Annotated in this window: 16 protein-coding genes and 4 pseudogenes; 11 read left to right on the top strand and 9 right to left on the bottom strand. The window is 74.7% G+C overall.

Annotated features, from left to right (window positions below):
- Positions 1–23: 23 nt before the first annotated feature.
- The 6 genes and pseudogenes from QMF80_RS03320 to QMF80_RS03295 all read left to right on the top strand — a co-directional run bounded on the left by QMF80_RS03320 (position 24) and on the right by QMF80_RS03295 (position 6,609).
- Entirely contained in the window at positions 24–986 is a 963-nt protein-coding gene (locus QMF80_RS03320) for a DMT family transporter (RefSeq protein WP_283449307.1), read from the top strand.
- A 16-nt stretch (positions 987–1,002) separates the two neighbouring features.
- On the top strand, positions 1,003–1,812 hold the full coding sequence (locus QMF80_RS03315) for a crotonase/enoyl-CoA hydratase family protein (RefSeq protein ID WP_283449305.1): 810 nt from the start codon (positions 1,003–1,005) through the stop codon (positions 1,810–1,812).
- 269 nt (positions 1,813–2,081) lie between these two features.
- A pseudogene (locus QMF80_RS03310) lies at positions 2,082–3,333 on the top strand (LLM class flavin-dependent oxidoreductase).
- A 21-nt stretch (positions 3,334–3,354) separates the two neighbouring features.
- Positions 3,355–4,785 carry an NtaA/DmoA family FMN-dependent monooxygenase gene (locus tag QMF80_RS03305; protein ID WP_283449303.1) on the top strand — a complete coding sequence of 477 codons (1,431 nt, stop codon included), beginning with the start codon at positions 3,355–3,357 and terminating at the stop codon, positions 4,783–4,785.
- Positions 4,786–4,807: 22 nt separating this feature from the next.
- A complete protein-coding gene (locus tag QMF80_RS03300; RefSeq protein WP_283449301.1) occupies positions 4,808–6,013 on the top strand; it encodes an LLM class flavin-dependent oxidoreductase in 1,206 nt (401 codons plus the stop codon).
- Positions 6,010–6,609 (top strand): rhodanese-like domain-containing protein, encoded by a 600-nt coding sequence (locus QMF80_RS03295; RefSeq protein WP_283449299.1) that lies wholly within the window; start codon positions 6,010–6,012, stop codon positions 6,607–6,609. The genes QMF80_RS03300 and QMF80_RS03295 overlap by 4 nt, the downstream gene beginning before the upstream one ends.
- Positions 6,610–6,634: 25 nt before the next feature.
- Here QMF80_RS03295 and QMF80_RS03290 read toward each other — a convergent pair.
- The 3 genes and pseudogenes from QMF80_RS03290 to rraA form a co-directional block, all read right to left on the bottom strand.
- Positions 6,635–7,107: pseudogene (locus QMF80_RS03290) on the bottom strand (LuxR C-terminal-related transcriptional regulator); the annotation flags it as partial.
- Positions 7,108–7,206: 99 nt separating this feature from the next.
- A complete protein-coding gene (locus QMF80_RS03285) occupies positions 7,207–8,874 on the bottom strand; it encodes a peptide-N4-asparagine amidase (protein ID WP_349372167.1) in 1,668 nt (555 codons plus the stop codon).
- A gap of 72 nt (positions 8,875–8,946) precedes the next feature.
- A complete protein-coding gene (gene rraA / locus QMF80_RS03280) occupies positions 8,947–9,438 on the bottom strand; it encodes a ribonuclease E activity regulator RraA (protein WP_283449297.1) in 492 nt (163 codons plus the stop codon).
- 201 nt (positions 9,439–9,639) lie between these two features.
- Between rraA and QMF80_RS03275 the strand changes: the two genes are divergently transcribed.
- Together QMF80_RS03275 and QMF80_RS03270 are read left to right on the top strand one after the other, a co-directional pair.
- Positions 9,640–10,314: a TetR/AcrR family transcriptional regulator gene (locus tag QMF80_RS03275; RefSeq protein WP_283449296.1), complete on the top strand. Its 675-nt coding sequence runs from the start codon at positions 9,640–9,642 to the stop codon at positions 10,312–10,314.
- A 131-nt stretch (positions 10,315–10,445) separates the two neighbouring features.
- Positions 10,446–10,735 (top strand): annotated as a pseudogene (locus QMF80_RS03270) (DUF1330 domain-containing protein).
- Positions 10,736–10,893: 158 nt separating this feature from the next.
- Here the strand turns inward: QMF80_RS03270 and QMF80_RS03265 are convergent.
- The 4 genes and pseudogenes from QMF80_RS03265 to QMF80_RS03250 form a co-directional block, all read right to left on the bottom strand.
- Positions 10,894–11,245, bottom strand: a pseudogene (locus QMF80_RS03265) (transposase); the annotation flags it as partial.
- Positions 11,246–11,572: 327 nt separating this feature from the next.
- Complete coding sequence (locus tag QMF80_RS03260) at positions 11,573–12,454, bottom strand: DUF4097 family beta strand repeat-containing protein (protein ID WP_283449294.1); 882 nt, start codon at positions 12,452–12,454, stop codon at positions 11,573–11,575.
- A complete protein-coding gene (locus QMF80_RS03255; protein WP_283449293.1) occupies positions 12,451–13,104 on the bottom strand; it encodes a response regulator in 654 nt (217 codons plus the stop codon). Before QMF80_RS03255 ends, QMF80_RS03260 begins: the two co-directional genes overlap by 4 nt.
- Complete coding sequence (locus QMF80_RS03250; protein WP_283449291.1) at positions 13,092–14,339, bottom strand: sensor histidine kinase; 1,248 nt, start codon at positions 14,337–14,339, stop codon at positions 13,092–13,094. The genes QMF80_RS03255 and QMF80_RS03250 overlap by 13 nt, the downstream gene beginning before the upstream one ends.
- 176 nt (positions 14,340–14,515) lie before the next feature.
- Between QMF80_RS03250 and QMF80_RS03245 the strand changes: the two genes are divergently transcribed.
- The gene (locus tag QMF80_RS03245) at positions 14,516–14,917 is read left to right on the top strand and encodes a hypothetical protein (RefSeq protein WP_283449289.1); all 402 of its coding nucleotides are present in this window, start codon (positions 14,516–14,518) and stop codon (positions 14,915–14,917) included.
- 114 nt (positions 14,918–15,031) lie between these two features.
- Here the strand turns inward: QMF80_RS03245 and QMF80_RS03240 are convergent, their stop codons facing one another.
- On the bottom strand, positions 15,032–15,721 hold the full coding sequence (locus QMF80_RS03240; RefSeq protein ID WP_283449287.1) for a DUF2278 family protein: 690 nt from the start codon (positions 15,719–15,721) through the stop codon (positions 15,032–15,034).
- A gap of 144 nt (positions 15,722–15,865) precedes the next feature.
- Between QMF80_RS03240 and QMF80_RS03235 the strand changes: the two genes are divergently transcribed.
- Both QMF80_RS03235 and QMF80_RS03230 read left to right on the top strand, forming a co-directional pair.
- Positions 15,866–16,222 carry a YciI family protein gene (locus QMF80_RS03235; RefSeq protein WP_283449285.1) on the top strand — a complete coding sequence of 119 codons (357 nt, stop codon included), beginning with the start codon at positions 15,866–15,868 and terminating at the stop codon, positions 16,220–16,222.
- A gap of 81 nt (positions 16,223–16,303) precedes the next feature.
- Positions 16,304–17,590: an RNA polymerase sigma factor gene (locus tag QMF80_RS03230; RefSeq protein WP_283449283.1), complete on the top strand. Its 1,287-nt coding sequence runs from the start codon at positions 16,304–16,306 to the stop codon at positions 17,588–17,590.
- On the opposite strand, the gene QMF80_RS03225 is transcribed toward QMF80_RS03230, so the two are convergent.
- Positions 17,587–17,925, bottom strand: a complete 339-nt coding sequence (locus tag QMF80_RS03225; RefSeq protein ID WP_283449281.1) for a thioredoxin family protein — start codon at positions 17,923–17,925, stop codon at positions 17,587–17,589. The genes QMF80_RS03230 and QMF80_RS03225 overlap by 4 nt on opposite strands.
- Between the last annotated feature and the right edge of the window lie 59 nt (positions 17,926–17,984).

Raw genomic sequence — 17,984 nt, 5'->3', positions numbered from 1 at the left:
CATTGTCGCCGCAGGGTGGAGCCATGGACACACCCATGGACACCACGCGCTCACTGCGTTCCCTCACACCCGGCGTCGCCGGGATGGCCCTGGTCGGCACCAGCGTCACCGTCTCCCGCACCCTCACCGACGCCCCCCTCTTCACCGCCCAGGCCGTGCGGTACGCGGTCGCCGCCCTGCTCCTGCTCGCGCTGGCCCGGGCCGCCCGGGTCCGGGTGCTGTGGCCGCGCGGGCGGGAGTGGCTGTGGCTGGCCGGGCTCGCGGCGAGTGGGCTGGTGCTGTTCAACATCGCCGTCGTACGGGGTGTCGCGCATGCCGAACCGGCCGCCATCGCCGTCGCGGTGGCCTGCGTACCCATCCTGCTGGGGGTGATCGGCCCGGTGCTGGAACGGCAGCGGCCCAGCCGCCAGGTGCTGTTGGCCGCGCCCGTGGTCGTGGCGGGCGCCGTCGTCGTCGAGGGGACGGGCCGCACCGACGCCACCGGAGTGGCGTGGGCCGCGCTGGCGCTGGCCTGCGAGGCCGGGTTCACCCTGCTCGCCGTCCCGGTGCTGCGGCGGCACGGTCCCTGGGGTGTGTCCGTGCACTCGGTGTGGCTGGGCGCGCTGATGTTCCTCGTGCTCGGCGCGGCCGTGGAACCGCGGACCGCCGTGACCTCCCTGAACGGCGGCCAGTGGGCCGCCATCGGGTACTTGGCGGTCCTGGTCACCGCCGTCGCCTTCGTCCTCTGGTATTCGACGGTGTCCGCCGTGGGCGCGGGGCGGGCCGGTCTGCTGACCGGGATCGCCCCCTTCTCGGCCGCGGTGGGCGGCGCGGTCGCGGGCGGCGACGTGCCGGGGACGCCCGTCTGGCTCGGCCTCGCCGTCGTGATCGGCGGCCTGGCCCTGGGGCTGCGCACCCGGCGGGCCGCCCCGGAGCCGACGCAGCCGGATGCCGGGGACGCGCCGGGCGCCCGGGACCGCGCACAATGGGCGGCGTCGAGCGGGTGACCCGAAGGAGTGCGCGGTGGACGGAAACGACGAGGGCCACGATGACGCGGGCGAGAGCGCCGCGGTACGGATCGAGCGCGACGGCCCGGTCTTCACCGTGATCCTCGCCCGGCCCGAGGTGCGCAACGCCGTGGACGGACCGACGGCCCGTCAGCTGGCCCGCGCCTTCCGCGAGTTCGAGGCGGACGTGGAGGCCTCGGTCGCGGTCCTGTGGGGCGAGGGCGGTACGTTCTGCGCGGGCGCGGACCTCAAGGCAGTCGCCGCCGGGCGCGGCAACCGGGTGGCGGCCGAGGGCGACGGCCCGATGGGCCCCACCCGGATGCGGCTGACCAAGCCCGCGATCGCGGCGGTCGCCGGGCACGCCGTCGCGGGCGGGCTGGAGCTGGCCCTCTGGTGCGATCTGCGGGTGGCCGAGGAGGACGCGGTCTTCGGGGTGTACTGCCGCCGCTGGGGCGTGCCGCTGATCGACGGCGGTACGGTCCGCCTCCCCCGGCTGATCGGCGAGAGCCGGGCCATGGACCTGATCCTCACCGGGCGGGCCGTCCCGGCGGCCGAGGCGCACGGCATCGGGCTGGTCAACCGACTGGTTCCGAAGGGCCGTTCGCGCGCGGCGGCCGAGGACCTCGCCCGGGAGATCGCGGGCTTCCCGCAGCTCTGCCTGCGCCACGACCGGCTGTCGGTGCTGGAACAGCACGGGCTGGGCAAGCCCGAGGCGCTGGCCGCCGAGTACCGGCACGGTCTGGTCCCGCTCGCGGCCGGGGAGACGGAGTCCGGGGCGGCCCGCTTCGCCTCGGGGGCGGGCCGCCACGGCTCCTTCACCGACTGAGCCCGCCCACGGGGGGGGGCGGGCCGGTGCTACGGCGCCCTGACGTGCGCCGAGGCCCAGGACGTGGTCGAAGGAGGAGTTGTCGTTGGCGTCCGCCACGACCAGCCGCAGGACGCGGACCCCGCGCACGTCCAGGTCGACCGCGACCGGCCCGGTCATGCACAGGGCATGAAGAACATGTGACAGGGCCCGGGCCGCTGTTCTCCCGGGGCCCGGAGCGGGTGACAGTGGGCGGGTCGGCCGGACCGCGACCAGGAAGGCAGCCCGCCATGTCCGCATCCTCCGAGGCACCCGGCCCCGCCGGTACGCCCCCCGGAACACCCCCCGGTACGTTCCACCTCGCCGTCGCGCTCGACGGCGCGGGCGCCCATCCGGCGGCCTGGCGCGAACCGGGCCCCGCGGCGGACCGGCTGACCACCGCCGGGTACTGGGTGGCGCTGGTCGCGGAGGCCGAGCGGGGGCTGCTGGACTTCGTCACCTTCGAGGAAGGCCCCGGCCCGTGGCCGCCCTCCCCCAGCGGCCCGGACGGCCGCACCGACCGGGTGCGCGGACGCCTGGACGCGGTACTCACGGCCGCCCGGGTGGCGCCGCTGACCCGGCACGTCGGGCTGGTGCCGACCGTGATCGCGACCCACACCGAGCCGTTCCACGTCTCGAAGGCGATCGCCACCCTGGACTACGTCAGCGAAGGTCGGGCGGGGCTGCGGATCACGGTGTCGGGGAGCCCCGAGGAGGCCCGGCACTTCGGCCGCCGCACCTTCCCCCCGGGGGCCCGCCGACAGCCCCGACGCTCTGGGCGCGGCGCTGCGCGCCGAGTTGCTGGAGGAGGCCGCGGACCATGTCGAGGTGGTGCGGCGGCTGTGGGACAGCTGGGAGGACGACGCGGAGATCCGCGATGTCGCGAGCGGCCGGTTCATCGACCGCGACAAGCTGCACCACATCGGCTTCGAGGGGCGCCACTTCAGCGTCAAGGGGCCGTCGATCACCCCGCGCCCGCCGCAGGGGCAGCCGCTGGTCACCGTGTCGGCGCCGGCGGGCGGGCCGCCTCGGCTGGTGGCCGACTCCGCGGACCTGGTCCACATCGCCCCGCGCGACGCGCGGGAGGCACGGGCGCTCACCCGGGCGGTCCTGGACGCCCGGTCGGCCGCCGGGCACCCGGAGGGGTCCGGGCGGGTCTTCGCCGACCTGGTGGTGTTCCTCGACGACGGCCCGGGTGCGGCCGCCGCGCGCCTCGGCAGGCTGGACGACCTCGCGGGGGAACCGCTCGCGGCCGGCGCGCACGTCTTCGCGGGGACGCCCGGAGAGCTGGCGGACCTGCTCGCGGACTGGCACCGGGCGGGCGGGCCGGGCGGGTTCCGGCTGCTGCCCGGCGTACTCGCCCACGACCTCCCCGCCCTCACCCGCGCACTGGTCCCCGCACTCCAGCGGCGCGGGCTGTTCCGGCGTGCGTACGGGCCCCCGGCCACCTTGCGCGGCCTGCTCGGGCTCCCCCGCCCGGCCGGCCGGTACGCCACCACCTGACCCGGAAGGAAGCCGACTCACATGACCAGTCCGAGCAGGGCGGGACGCAAGCGGATCCATCTCGCCGCGCACTTCCCCGGCGTCAACAACACCACCGTGTGGAGCGATCCGGCGGCGGGCAGCCACATCGAGTTCGGCTCGTTCGCGCACTTCGCGCGGACCGCCGAACGCGCGAAGTTCGACTTCATCTTCCTCGCCGAGGGACTCCGGCTGCGCGAACAGGGCGGCGAGATCTACGACTTGGACGTGGTGGGCCGACCCGACACCTTCACGGTGCTGGCCGCGCTGGCCGCCGTCACCGAGCGGATCGGGCTGACCGGGACCATCAACTCCACCTTCAACGAGCCCTATGAGGTGGCCCGCCAGTTCGCCTCCCTCGACCACCTGTCGGCGGGGCGGGCCGCGTGGAACGTGGTCACCTCCTGGGACGCCTTCACCGGAGAGAACTTCCGGCGCGGCGGCTTCCTGCCGCGCGAGGACCGCTACTCGCGGGCGCGGGAGTTCCTGGCGGCCGCGCACACCCTCTTCGACTCGTGGTCCGGGGACGAGATCCTCGCCGACCGGGAGTCCGGGGCGTTCCTGCGGGATCCGGGCGCGGGCGCGTTCGCGCACCGGGGCCGGCACTTCGACATCGCGGGGCACTTCGACGTGCCGCGCGGGCCACAGGGCCGTCCGGTGATCTTCCAGGCGGGTGATTCGGAGGAGGGCCGGGAGTTCGCCGCATCCGACGCGGACGCCATCTTCAGCAGGCACAGCACCCTGGCGGCGGGCCGGGAGTTCTATGCCGACGTCAAGGACCGTCTCGCCCGCTACGGGCGGACGCCGGAGCAGCTGCTGATCCTGCCCGCGGCGACCTTCGTCCTGGGCGACACCGACGCCGACGCCCGGGAGCTGGCGCACGAGGTGCGTCTCGCGCAGGTCAGCGGGCAGACCGCGATCAAGTACCTGGAACACGTGTGGAACCGCGACCTGTCGGGCTATGACCCGGACGGGCCGCTGCCGGACGTCGATCCGGAGCCCGGCGAGAACACCATCGCGCTCGGGCGGGCCAGCGTACGGATGCACCGTGATCCGCTCGCCGTCGCCAAGGAGTGGCGGGAGCGGGCGGCGGCGCGCGGGCTCTCGATCCGGGAGCTGGTCATCGAGACCACTGGGCGCCAGTCCTTCGTGGGCAGCGCCGCGACCGTCGCCGCGGAGATCGACTCGCTGGTCCAGCGGGACGCCGCGGACGGGTTCATCCTCGTGCCGCACCTGACACCGACCGGGCTGGACGCCTTCGCCGACACCGTCGTACCGCTGCTCCAGGAACGCGGGGTGTTCCGGACCGAGTATGAGGGCGCCACGCTGCGGGACCACCTCGGCCTGGCCACCCCGGCCCCGGCGCGTACGCCCGCCCGCCCCGCGCCCGGCCGCCCCACGGGCGCCGCCCCGGCTCCCGTCACCGTCAGCTAGCCGACCCGAGGAGAGAACGACCATGCCCGGTATCCCCCTCGGGGTCCTGGACCTCGTACCGGTCCCGTCCGGGGCCACGGCCGCCGGGGCCCTGCGCTCCAGCATCGACCTGGCCCGGCAGGCGGAGCGGTTCGGTTACGCCCGCCACTGGTTCGCCGAACACCACCTCAACCCGGGAGTGGCCGGGACCTCGCCCGCCGTGGTCCTGGCCCTCACCGCGGCCGCCACCTCCACCATCCGGCTCGGCTCCGGCGCGGTACAGCTGGGCCACCGCACCGCGCTGTCCACGGTCGAGGAGTTCGGGCTGATCGACGCCCTGCACCCCGGGCGCCTGGACCTGGGCCTGGGGCGTTCGGGCGGACGCCCGCCCGGCCCGCCCGGCACAGTGAGCCCGCCCGGCCCGCCCGCCGCCGGGTCCGCGGCGCGGACCCCGGCGCCGGTCACGGGCCACCGCACGGCGGGCGGGCTGCTGATCCCGCCGGGCTTCTCCTTCGCCGCGCTGGCCGGACACCCGCGCGTGGCCCTCGCGCAGAAGCTGCTGATGCTCCCCGGCGCGCGGCCCCAGGACTACGAGGAGCAGGTCGAGGACGTCCTCGCGCTGCTGCGGGGCGACTACCGCGCGCCCGACGGCACCGAGGCGCACGTGGTGCCGGGCGAGGGGGCCGACGTACAGGTGTGGATCCTGGGCAGCAGTGCCGGGCAGAGCGCGGAGGCGGCGGGCCGGAACGGGCTGCGCTTCACCTCGAACTACCACGTCAGCCCGGCCACCGTCCTGGAGGCCTCCGACGCCTACCGGGCAGCGTTCAAGCCCTCCGACGAGCTGGAGCGCCCGTACCTGAGCGTCTCCGCGGACGTGGTCGTCGCCGAGGACGACGCGAGCGCCCGGGAGCTGGCCACCGGGTACGCGCCCTGGGTGCGGAGCATCCGGACCGCCGAGGGTGCCATCCCCTACCCCACTCCCGACGAGGCCCGCGCGCTCACCGCCGACTGGACCGCGGCCGATCACGCGCTGGTCGCCGACCGGGTCGACACCCGCTTCGTCGGCTCCGCGCGGACCGTCGCGGACCAGCTGGAGCGGCTCCAGGAGGCCACCGGGGCCGACGAATTGCTCATCACCACCATCACCCACGGCCACGCCGACCGGGTGCGCTCCTACCGGCTGCTCGCCGAGGAGTGGCACCGCCGGGCACCGGCGCGGCCCGCAGCCCGAACGGGAACCACCACATGAGCCCCACCAGCGCCACCGCCCCCGCCACCGCCGGAGCCCTCACCGCCGAACAGGCCGCACCGCGCCTGGACGGGCTGACCGTCATCGACGTCCGCACCCCCGCCGAGTACGCCTCGGGGCACCTGCCCGGCGCGCACAACGTCCCCCTCGACCAGCTGCCCCGGGCCCTGCCCGCACTGTCCGCCGCGGCGGGCAGGCGGGAGCTGCTGGTGGTGTGCGCGAGCGGCGTACGGTCGGCGCAGGCCGTCCGGGACCTCGCCGGGCACGGCATCGCGGCGGCCACCCTCACGGGCGGCACGGCGGGCTGGCTGCGGGCCGGTCACGCCCTGGAGCGCTCGCCCGGCGAGCGGACCGCCTGGTCGATGGAGCGCCAGGTACGGTTCACCGCCGGGTCCCTGGTGCTCGCCGGGCTCGCGGCGGGGCAGCTGCGCCCGGCGGCCCGGCTGCTCTCGGCCGGTGTCGCGGGCGGACTGGTCCTCTCCGCCGTCACGGACACCTGCACGCTGGCGAAGCTGCTGGCCCGGCTCCCGCACAACCGGGCCCGGCCCGGCCGCCTGGCCGCCACCCTGGACACCCTGTCCCGGCACGCGGGCTGATCGCGGCCCCGGCCGGGGCCGCTCGCAGCCAGCCCTGGCGCCGGGCCGCCCGGACGGCCTCCATCCGGTTGCGCGTCCCGGTCTTGCCGATGGCCGCGGACAGGTAGTCGCGTACGGTCGGCTCGGAGAGGTGGAGCCGCGCCGCGATGTCGGAGACGGTCGCCCCGTCCACGGCCGCGTTCAGGACATCGCGTTCGCGGGTGGTCAGCGGTTCGGGCCCGCGCTCAGGGCGGCCGCCGCGAGCGCGGGGTCGATGGCGGTCTCCCCGGCCGGCACCCGCCGGATCGCGGCGGCCAGTTCCTCCACCGGCCCGTCCTTGACGAGGAACCCCGCGGCCCCGGCCTCCATGGCGCGGCGCAGATAGCCGGGCCGGCCGAAGGTGGTCAGGATCATCACCCGGGTGCCGGGACAGCGCACCCTCGGTTCGGAGGCGGCGTCGAGGCCGCTGCCGCCGGGCAGTTCGATGTCGAGGAGGGCCACGTCGGGCCGGGCCGCCAGGGGACCGGGTCCGGCCCCGCGGCAGAGCCGCGCGTACGGACCCGGACGGTACGAATGTCACGGGTCACCGCCGCCGGGCCGCTCCGGCGGGGTCACCGCTCAGCAGCGCCGGAGGTCCTGGGTCAGCGCGCCCTGGGCACTGGCGACCGTACGGTCGTAGCAGCCGTCGGAGCCGGTACGGCGGTAGCGCTCGGAGCTGGTGCCCACCGCGTGCCGCTGGTCGCGCGGCACGTTGGCCGTGTACGAGGCGTCGCCGGTGTAGTGGTCGTCCAGCCGCGACCAGGACGGCCGGGAACCGTTCTCGCGCAGGGAGACCGTGTCGGCGCGGTCGCCGAGGGAGATCACGGTGCGCAGCCGGCCGTCGGTGGCGAGGGTGGTCTCGCCGTTGATGGTGTAGGAGCGCTGGGTGCGGGTGGTGGTGCGTCCGCTGGTGACGCTCTCGTCGTCGGCCCAGTCCGCGGTCAACGCGTCCTGGTTCTCGCCCTCGGTCCAGCGGTGGACGGAGATGTTGGCCAGGGTGCGGGTCACGGTGGTCGCGACGCGGCCGTGGGAGGTGTCGAGGTATCCGGCGACGGTGAGCCGGTGGCCGCCCTTGGTGTCGACGCGGTTCTGCGCGCCGGGCGTGAAGACGGCGGAGTTGGCCGGTTCGCTCTGTTCGGCGCGGGTCAGGGCGCCGGTGACCACGGCGCGGCCCTGGTCCTGCCAGAGCAGCACGTTGGCGGGGGTGCTCCAGCCGTCCTGACCGGCGGGCACTCCGGCGACGGAGACCTCGACGCGGTGCGGGCGGCCGTCGTTGAGGAGCGCGGCGAAGGGGGTCAGGTCGTAGACGACGGGCTGGACGTCGAAGGCGCGGGGCGCCGGAGTGACGTACCAGAGGAAGGGGTTGGACCAGCCGCCGGTCCAGATCGTGGGGAACGGGGCCGCGATCCCGGCGAGTTGGCCGTCCACCGCGATCCGGACCTCGCGGTAGGGGCCATCGGCCGCCTTGCAGGAGTAGGGGGCGGCGTCCGGGGTGCTCAGGTACCAGAACTCCTCGCAGCCGCCGCCCGATCCGGTGGCGTACACCTCGGCGAGAATCCGCTCGGTGTTGCGCGGGGTGGTCAGCGTCGCAGAGGTGAGGGGGAGGACCTGGTCGGGGACCTCGGCGGGGCGGGTCCGACCGCGTTCGGCGGCGTAGAAGGTGAGGGTCACCTTGACGTCGATCACCCCGGTGTAGGTGTCGTCGACGACGTTGCCGATGAGCATCTCGACCGGCTGCGGGCCGCGCAGGGTCGGGGTGTAGCGCGTGACGTCCTTCTCGACGGACCAGGCGATGCCGTCGGGCGAGGGCTCGGGGGTGGAGGTGCGCAGCACCTCGACACCGCCGACGGAGAGGTGGCCCAGGCGGTCGTACTGGCGGCCCTTGACCTTGCCGTCGAGGCGGAGCACGACCTTGCTCCAGGAGCTGCCGCAGCCGGTGGGGGGCGTGTAGGTGCCCCGGTACGGGGTGAAGTCGCGGAACTGCGCCTCGGCGAGGGTGACGTCGCAGGAGCGGGTGGCGGGTCTGGCGACGGGTGGGGCCGCGGTGAGCGGGTCGTGCCAGTCGGTCCCGAACTCGGCGGGCGGAGCGGGGGCGGTGGGCGCGGGGAGCGGGGCGGGGGCCGTGGACGCGGCGGCGGCGGTCCGCGTGGCCGGGGTCGGCGCGGCGGTGGCCGGGCCCGCGCCGGTCAGGGCGGCCGCCGCGAGGGCGAGGGCGCCGAGCGCTGCCATGATCCTGTGTCGTCTCATGGCGCCGCAGTGAAGCGCGGGGCCGCCCGCTCGCGCCAGGGCCGGACGGACGCCCTGGCGCGTTTGCGCCCGTCAGCCCTCCTCGCCGCGGACGACCACCACCACGCCGTCGTCGTCGCAGTGGACGGTGTCGCCGGGCCGGAAGGTGGCGTCGCCGAAGGTGAGGGGCTCGTCCACGGTGCCCGCGCCGGTCTTGCCGCTCTTGCGCGGGACGGTGCCGAGCGCCTTGACCCCGAGGTCGAGGCCGCCGAGGGCCACGCTGTCGCGGATCGCGCCGCGGAGCACCAGTCCGGCCCAGCCGTTGCGGGCGGCCGCGCCCGCGATCAGGTCGCCGACCAGGGCCGTGCGCAGGGAGCCCGCGCCGTCGACGACGAGGACGGCGCCGTCGCCCGGGCTGTTCACCAGCTCGCGCAGCAGCGCGTTGTCCTCGCGGCAGGCCAGGGTGCGGACCGGTCCGGCGAAGGCCCGGCGGCCCCCGAACTGGCGGAAGGGGGCGCCGCAGATCTCCAGGCGCTCGCCGTGCTCGTCGTACAGGTCTGCGGTGGGCACGGGGGTGACGGTCATGGCGCTCGCTGCTCCTCGGTGTGGCCCGGCGTCGGTCATCGCCAGCCTAAGGCCGTCGTGGCAGGCCGCGTCCAAGGAGCCGCATTGCGAGGTGAATGACGTTCACCTACAGTGGTGAACGTCATTCACCTTCAAGAGGGTTTCGCAGTGCCCACTGATTCGCCGTCTCCGTCCCCGTCCCCGTCCCCGTCTCTGAACACCATGCCCGGCCCGAGCTCCGCCTCCCCCCGCAGCGGCCGCCCGCGAACGACGTCCAGGAACCCGCCGGCACCGGCGCCGCCGACGCCCGGCCCGGCACCGGACCGGGCGGCACGACCGCGTGACGCCGACGCGCGGCGCGCGGAGATCCTCGCCGCCGCCCGGCGTGCGTTCGCGCGCCATGCCTACGCCGACACGACCATCGCCGCCATCGCCGATGACGCGGGCGTCAGCCCGGCGCTCGTGATGAAGTACTACGGCTCCAAGGAGGACCTGTTCAACCAGGTCTTCACCTTCGACACCGACGCCACCGCCCTGTTCGACGCCCCTTTGGACGGCCTCGCCCGGCACATGGTCCTGCACCTGCTCGCCACCCAGCGCGGCCAGACCCGCGACCCGATCCTGCGCATCGCCTTCTCCCGTCACCACCTGGAACTCGGCGGACAGGCCCGGGCCAGCTTCCGCACGCAGGTCATCGACGCCCTCGCCGCCCGACTCCCCGGGCCGGACGCCGCGCTGCGAGCGGAACTGGCCATCGGCGTGCTGCTCGGCCTCGGGGCCCTGTACGCGACCGTCCAGGCCGACCAGCTGACGAGCCTGGCCCCCGACGAAGTCGCCGATCTGTACATCCCACTCCTGCAACCCCTGCTCGACGGCGAGGCTCCGGCGCGTCGCTGACCAGTACGTTCCCTGAACCACCCCGGTGATCTTCCGCCGGGTACGCTCGCTCACAGCAGTGAATCCACGTCAGAGGTGCACTTTCCGACGTGCATTCTCGGACGCGCACTTTCCGAACACTGGAGGTTCTCGTGGCCAAGGGCTACTGGGTCAGCGCCTACCGCACCATTTCCGACCCCGAGAAGCTGGCTGCCTACAACAAGCTGGCCGGTCCGGCCGTCGAGGCCGGAGGCGGACGGGTGCTCGCCCGCGGCGGGCGGGTCGTCGCCCACGACGACGGCGTCGCCGAGCGCGTCGTCTGATCGAGTTCGACAGCTTCGAACAGGCCGTCGCAGCTCACGCGAGTGAGGCCTACCAGCAGGCGCTGCTCGCCCTGTCCGACGGCGTCGAGCGCGACTTCCGCATCATCGAAGGCGTTTAGGACTCAGATCAAAAGTGAGGTCTTCAGTCGGCGCCGGCAGATGATGGCGCAGCCCAGGGTGAGGACCGCCTGGTGGATGTCGTCGCGGATCTCCCGGCGGATGCGCAGTCGGCGGAACCAGTACAGCAGGGCGAACGCGGCTTCGGCGACCTAGTGCCGCCGGTCGGCGTCGCGGCCAGCGGGATCCCGTGCGCCTCGACGATCACATGGTGCTTGCTGCCGGTCTTGCCTCGGTCCACCGGCGACGGTCCGGTCGCCGGCCCGCAACTCGGCCAGCAACACCTCATGCGGCCGCTGTCAGACCCCGGCCTCGTTCCAGTCGCGCAGCCGCCGCCAGCACGTCATGCCCGAGCCGAAGCCCAGCTCCTGCGGCAGGAACTCCCACCGGATCCCGGTGTACAGCACGAACAGGATGCCGTTCAGCGCCTTGCGGTCGTCCACACGCGGCCGGCCCGGATACCTCGGATTATGTTTCACCTGCGGCAACAGCGGCTCGATCCGCTCCCACAGGCCGTCATCGACCTCCCAGGGCCGACGTGTGCTCCTCTTCGTCTCGGCTGCCTCACCTCCGGCAGCATCAACGATGCCTGACACACACCACATTCCCGCAGGTCAGACAGCCCAATTTTGTTACGAGTCCTAAGTCCTGTCCGGGAGGTCTTCGCGGGTCGGTCCGCGGGCTCGGGTGCGGTGCGTCGCACGGCGGAGCACCGCTGCCCGTACTCGCCCGTGCTCGCGCGGTGCGACAACACGGCGAGGCGCCCTCCCGCGCCGCGCGGGCCCGCGAAGGCCGCCCGGACGGGGCCCGGTTGACGGACTCCGCCGGGCCGCGCCGGGCTACGGGTAGCGCACCACCGCGCGGCCCGAGCCGGTCGCGATGTCCAGAAGTCCGGGCCCGGCGGGGTCGCGCAGGGCGGGGTCCACGTCGAGGCGCCCCGCGCCCACCCGGGCCGTGACCCGGAAGCGGGTGGCGACGGGCACGGTGACCTCCACCTGGCCCGATTCCGCACGGGCGGTGAGCCTCGCGGGAGGGGCGACGAAGCGGGCGGTGGCCGAACCCGAGCCGGTACGGATGTCGGCCTCCGGGGACGTGAGGTCGGTGGCGCCGAGGGAGCCGGAGTCCACGGCGGCCCGCAGGGGTCCGCGCAGCGCGGTGAGGCGCAGCGGGCCCGAACCCATCCGTACGTCGACGGCTCCGCCGAGGCCGCTGAGGCCGACCTTCCCGGAGGCCGCGACGACCGTGACCGGGAGGTCGACGGGGACGCTGACCCCAAGGTCGATCATGCAACCGGGGCCCGCGTCGAGCCCGGGGCCGATCCCGGGGCAGCGGGGCGCCAGCCGCAGGGTTCCGCCGGCCCAGCTCTCCTCGATGACGGGCTTGTCGAGGGACCAGCGGACGTGGGCCCGGTAGACCACGTCGCGGTCGGCGCGCGGGGTGACCGTCACGGTCGCGTCACCCGCGTCGATCTCCAGGGCGGTGACCGGCCGGCCGCCGCTCCCCCCGTTCAGGGATCCGCTCCCGGTGGCCCGCTGGCTCCAGGCCTGCCAGCTCGCGGGCACCACGACGAGTACGGCGCTCAGGGCGGCGGCCACGGTCCACGCCGTCCGGTGGCTGGGGCGCGGGTGCGGACCGGGCTGCGGGTGCGGGTGCGGGCCAGGCTGCGGGTGCGGGCCGGGCTTCGGCTGTGCACCCGGCTGGGGGCGCTCCGCGTCGCTCACGAGGATCCGTCCAGGAAGCGCAGTACCGCCAGCACCCGCCGGTGGTCGCCGTCGGCCTGCGGGAGGTCGAGCTTGGCGAGGATGTTGTTGATGTGCTTGGCCACCGCGCTCTCGCTGACGACCAGTTGGGCCGCGATGCCCGCGTTGGAGCGGCCCTCGGCCATCAGCGCGAGCACCTCGCGCTCGCGCGGGGTCAGCCGCTCCAGCGGGTCGGGTCCGCCGCCCCGGCGCAGCAGCAGCTGGGCGACGACCTGCGGGTCGAGGGCCGTGCCACCGGCCGCCACCCGCTTGAGGGCGTCGACGAACTCCTCCACGTCGGCCACCCGTTGCTTGAGCAGGTAGCCGATGCCCGCGCCCTGACCGGCGAGCAGGTCCGCCGCGTAACGCTCCTCGACGTACTGCGACAGCAGCAGTACCGAGGTCCTCGGCCACTGACGGCGGATCACCAGGGCGGCCCGGACGCCCTCGTCGGTGAATCCGGGCGGCATGCGGACGTCGACGAGTGCGAGGTCGGGCTCGTGCTCCTCGACGGCCGCGAGCAGCCCTTCGGCGTCCCCGGTCTCGGCGGCCACCTCGAACCCGGCCATTTCGAGGACTTTGACCAGCCCTATTCGCAGCAGCACCGAGTCCTCGGCGATCACAGCGCGCACGGCAGCTCCACAGTCACTACGGTCGGTCCCCCGAGGGGGCTGTTGATCACGATGTTTCCGTCGACGGATCCCACGCGCTTGCGCAGGCCCACCAGTCCGGTGCCGCGCGCCGGGTCGGCGCCGCCCACCCCGTCGTCGGTGACGGTGATGCGCAGCCGGTCGGCGTGGCGCCGGGCCTCGACCCGGCAGCGGCCGGCCCGGGCGTGTTTGGCGACGTTGGCGAGGGCCTCGGAGACGACGAAGTAGGCGACGGCCTCGACGGTGGGACCGGGCCGCTCGGCGAGTTCCACCGTCAGCTCGACGGGCAGCGGGGCCCGGGCGGCGATCCCGGAGAGGGCCGCGTCGAGGCCGCGGTCCTCCAGGACCGCCGGATGCAGGCCGCGGACCAGGCCGTTGAGTTCCTCGATGGCTTCCTTGGCCTCGCGGTGCGCCTCGTCGATGACGGCCCTCGCCTCGGGCGGCAGACCGGTGAGGGTGGCGCGGGCGATGCCCAGGTTCATGGCGAGGGAGACCAGCCGCTGCTGGGCGCCGTCGTGCAAGTCCCGTTCGATGCGGCGGCGTTCGAGGTCGGCGGCGTCGAGGACGCCGGCCCGGCTCTCGGCGAGGTCCTCGACCCGGCGTTCCAGTTCCCGGGCCCGGTTGGGTCCGAGGAGCGTGCGGGCGAGGGAGGTGTCGAGGCGGGCGACGGCGGCCGCCACCCAGGGCGCGGTGAGCAGGAGCAGCCCGCCCAGGACGGTGAGCAGCACCTCGTCGCCGGTCCAGCCGGTGTCACGGGCGTCGAAGGGCAGCATCCAGGACCAGGCGAACACGCTGGCCCAGGCGGCTCCGGCGGCCCAGCCGAGGACGACGACTCCCCCGGCCAGGCCCGCCAGCGGGTTGACCAGGAGGTGGTACCCGTACTGCCGCCAGGTCGATTCGGCGCGCAGCCGTTCCAGCACGCCGCGCGGGGTCCACCAGGGCCGCGCGTGGCGGACCTCGGGCAGGTCCACCGCCAACACCGACCAGAGCCTGCTCCGTTGGAGCCGGGTGAGCGAGGGACCGAGGAGCAGCAGCAGGGCCAGGAGGGCCGGGGTCTGCCCGGGAGCCAGGATCATGCAGGTGACGGAGCCCGCGACGGGCAGGGCGGGCGGGACGGCGGCGATGGTGAAGACCGTGTTGCGCCGGGCCCAGGCCGACCACGGCGTGTGCCCGGCGATCCAGGTGCAGGTGCGCCGCAGCGCGCCGGGAGATGCCATGCCCCTACGGTAGGCGCACTGGTCAGGGACCTGACACCACCCTGGTACCCGGTCGGGGGTGTAGTCAGCACCACCCCCACTACGGACAGTGCCGCCAGTGACCCGGGGCGCCCCGGTCAGCAGAGTGGTCACCGTGCCCGGCGGACGGACCCCGGGCCGGAAGGAGTTCCCCCCTCATGACGCTCATCGCCCCCCGGTTCCCGGCCCGCCGCGCCCCTCGCGCGGCCACGGTGTGCACCGCGGCCGGGATGGCACTGGTGCCGTGGATCGTGGTGCTGTCGAGGACGCTGCCCCACACGGTGGAGGTCTCCCACTGGTCCACCGCGTGGATCGGGCTGGACGTCCTGCTGGCGGGCGGCCTGGCCGGTACGGGCCTGCTCCTGCGGCGCCGCGATCCGCGGGCCGGGGCGCTGGCCGCGGCGACGGCGGCCGTCCTGGTGCTGGACGCGTGGTTCGACGTCACGACGTCGGCGGCGGGCGACGCCCGGGTGACGGCGCTGGTCCTGGCGCTGTGCGCGGAACTGCCGCTGGCCGCGCTGTGCGCTTCGGTCGCGCTCCGCCGCCCGGACGCCGCGTGAGCGGAGCCCGGACCGACGGCCGACGGGCCGGCCCCGGGCGGGAGCCGGAGCGAACGCGGTGCGGCGAGGCGCGGTGCCGGGCATCGCGGGCCGGGCGGGGTTTTGAAGTATGCGCTAGACCGGGTGTCCGTAGACCGGGTGTCCGTAGACCGGGTGTCCGTCCGGGTCGGTCGCGTCCGCCTGGCTGGAGAAGCGGGACAGGAACACGTCGTACCGCCCGTCCTCGCGGCGGACGAGGGTCGCGCCGTCCTGCCAGACCCCGTTGTCCTCCCACCACTGGCTGTCCCGGGGATCGCCCTGGTTCTGGTGGATGTTGTGCATGCCGAGCCCCTCGTCGAAGGGCTCGCCGAAGATCAGCACCTGCCGCCCGGGCACGAGCAGCGGCTCCAGCGCCTGCGAGGCCTCCAGGTAGGAACCGGAGACCCACGGCCGCGGGGGGCTCAGCCGGTCCAGGAGCGCGCGCATCCAGCCCGGTGGACGGCGTACGAAGAGACAGCCGGTCCGGTCGGCCAGCGCCGGGTGCCGGAGGTAGTCGAGCGCGCCGGAGCCGGAGGCGCGGGCCAGGTCGTGGTAGCCCGGGGCCGGCGCGTCCACCGGTTCCAGGATCGAGGGGAAGAGCGTGAACACCTTCCACTGCACGCCCGTGGCCGAGTGCTTGCTGTCCACGTCGACGGCGCACGCGTAGCGCCCCGCGGGGGTGTCCACCTCCAGGTGGACGTGGAACCAGCGGCCCTGCGTGTCGGGCTCGTCGCGGAAGTGGCGGTGCAGGGTTCCGGACAGTACTCCGTAGTTCTCCAGCGGCATGGGCCCAGTCAATCACCGGGGCACCGGGAGATCCGCGAAAAGAATGCTCCGGCGCGTGTCGATCCCGCCGCCCGCCGTTCGACGTATGAGTGAGAGGCGGGGAGAATCCTCCGCCCCGCACGGAACCGCACCAAGGAGTACGCCATGCCCCGCTTCCTTTCGATGATCCGCCTCGACGAGGTCAACGCCCCGGCCGAGGGCCCCAGCGACGCCCTGATGGAGCGCATGGGGGTCCTCATCGAGGAGATGACGAAGGCCGGAGTCCTGCTCGACACGGCTGGTCTCACCCCCAGTACCCAGGGCGCCCGGGTGCTCTGGGAGGGCGGCCGGGCCTCGGTCGTCGACGGCCCCTTCACCGAGGCCAAGGAAGTCGTCGGCGGCTACGCGCTGATGCAGGCCAAGGACCTGCCCGAGGCGATCGAGTGGACCAAGCGGTTCCTCGCGGTCCACGAGGACTACTGGACGATCACCTGCGAGGTCCGCGAGATCGCCGAGGGCTGAGCCGCCCCGGCGCGCCCGCCCCGTGCGGCCCGGCCCGGCCGTGTTGCCGGGCCGGGCCGCGGGGTGCTCTGATGGGTGGCCGTGAGGACAGACAACACGGTGGAAACCGTCTTCCGGATCGAATCCGCGCGGATCATCGCCTCGGCCGCGCGGATCGTGCGGGACGTCGGACTGGCCGAGGAGATCGCGCAGGACGCCCTCGTCGAAGCGCTGGAGCAGTGGCCGCGCACCGGCGTGCCGGAGAATCCGGCGGCCTGGCTGACCACCACCGCCCGTCGCCGGGCCGTCGACCTGGTGCGCCGCCGCGAGACGTACGCCCGCAAACTCGCCGTGCTGGGCCGCGACCTGGACGAGGCGGCCTGCGATCCCGAACCGGCCGGCCCGGACGACATCGACGACGACCTGCTCCGGCTGATCTTCACCGCGTGCCATCCGGTGCTGCCCCCGGACGCCCGGATCGCGCTCACCCTGCGGCTGCTGGGCGGGCTGACCACGGACGAGATCGCCCGGGCCTTCCTCGCCCCGGAGGCCACCGTCGCCCAGCGCGTCGTCCGCGCGAAGCGGTCCCTGGCCAAGGCGGGCGTGCCGTTCGAGGTGCCGTACGGTCCCGAGCGGGCCAAGCGGCTCGCCGGGGTCCTGGAGGTCATCTACCTCATCTTCAACGAGGGTTACTCGGCGACCGTGGGCGACGATCTGATCCGCCCCGCGCTCTGCGAGGACGCGCTGCGGCTGGCCCGGCAGCTCGCCGCGCTGATGCCGAAGGAGGCGGAGGCGCACGCGCTGGCGGCGCTGCTGGAGATCCAGGCCTCGCGCACGGCGGCCCGCACCGACCCCGAGGGCCGTCCGGTCCTCCTCGCCGACCAGCGGCGTTCGCGCTGGGACCAGCTGCTGATCCGGCGCGGGTTCGCGGCGCTGACGGCGGCGGGCGCGCTGGGCGGCGCGCCCGGACCGTACGCGCTGCAGGCCGCCATCGCCGCCTGCCACGCGCGGGCCCGTACCTACGAGGAGACCGACTGGCGGGCGATCGCCGCCCTCTACGAGCGGCTCGCGGCGCTCGTGCCGTCCCCGGTGGTGGAGCTGAACCGGGCCGTGGCCGTGTCGATGGCCGAGGGCCCGGCGGCGGGCCTGGCCGTGGTGGACGCCGTGGCGGAGGCGCCCGTACTGCGGGCGTACCACCTGCTGCCCAGCGTCCGGGGCGATCTGCTGGCGCGGCTGGGCCGGACCGCCGAAGCCCGGGCGGAGTTCACCCGGGCCGCGGAGCTGACCCGCAACGCGCGGGAGCGGTCCCTGCTGCTGCGCCGGGCCGAGCAGACCGGGCAGACCGAGCAGGCCCGGCAGCCCGGGCAGACTCCGCGGGGGACGGTCTAGAGGGACGCGTCCAGGAACTCCTCGAGCCCGGCCCGGTCCAGCGACCCTTCCCGGGCGGCCAGCACCTCGCCGTCCCGGAGCAGGACGAACCAGGGCGCGCTGGTCACGCCGTAGCGGCTGGTGGGCCCCGGGCAGCGGGTCATGTCCGCCTTGACGGCGGTCAGCCGGCCCTCGTACGCGTCGGCGGCCTCCCGTACGAGCGCGTCCGTCTCCTTGCACACCGCGGCGACCTTGGGCCAGGTCCCGGTGAAGTACGCGAGGACCGGCCCGGGGACGTGTCCGAGGATGAAGTCGAACTCCTCGTTCTCCAGCGGTTGGTGGACCCGGCTCGCCATCGGTGCTCCTGGGGTGGTGGTCAGTGCGGCAGCACCATCATGCGAGGCCGGGCCCTACG

Origin of the sequence: Streptomyces sp. G-G2, assembly GCF_030063135.1 — a bacterium.
In the GTDB taxonomy this organism is placed as follows: domain Bacteria; phylum Actinomycetota; class Actinomycetes; order Streptomycetales; family Streptomycetaceae; genus Streptomyces.
Note: the sequence above shows the minus strand (reverse complement) of the source record. Positions and strands in the feature narration are given on the sequence as shown.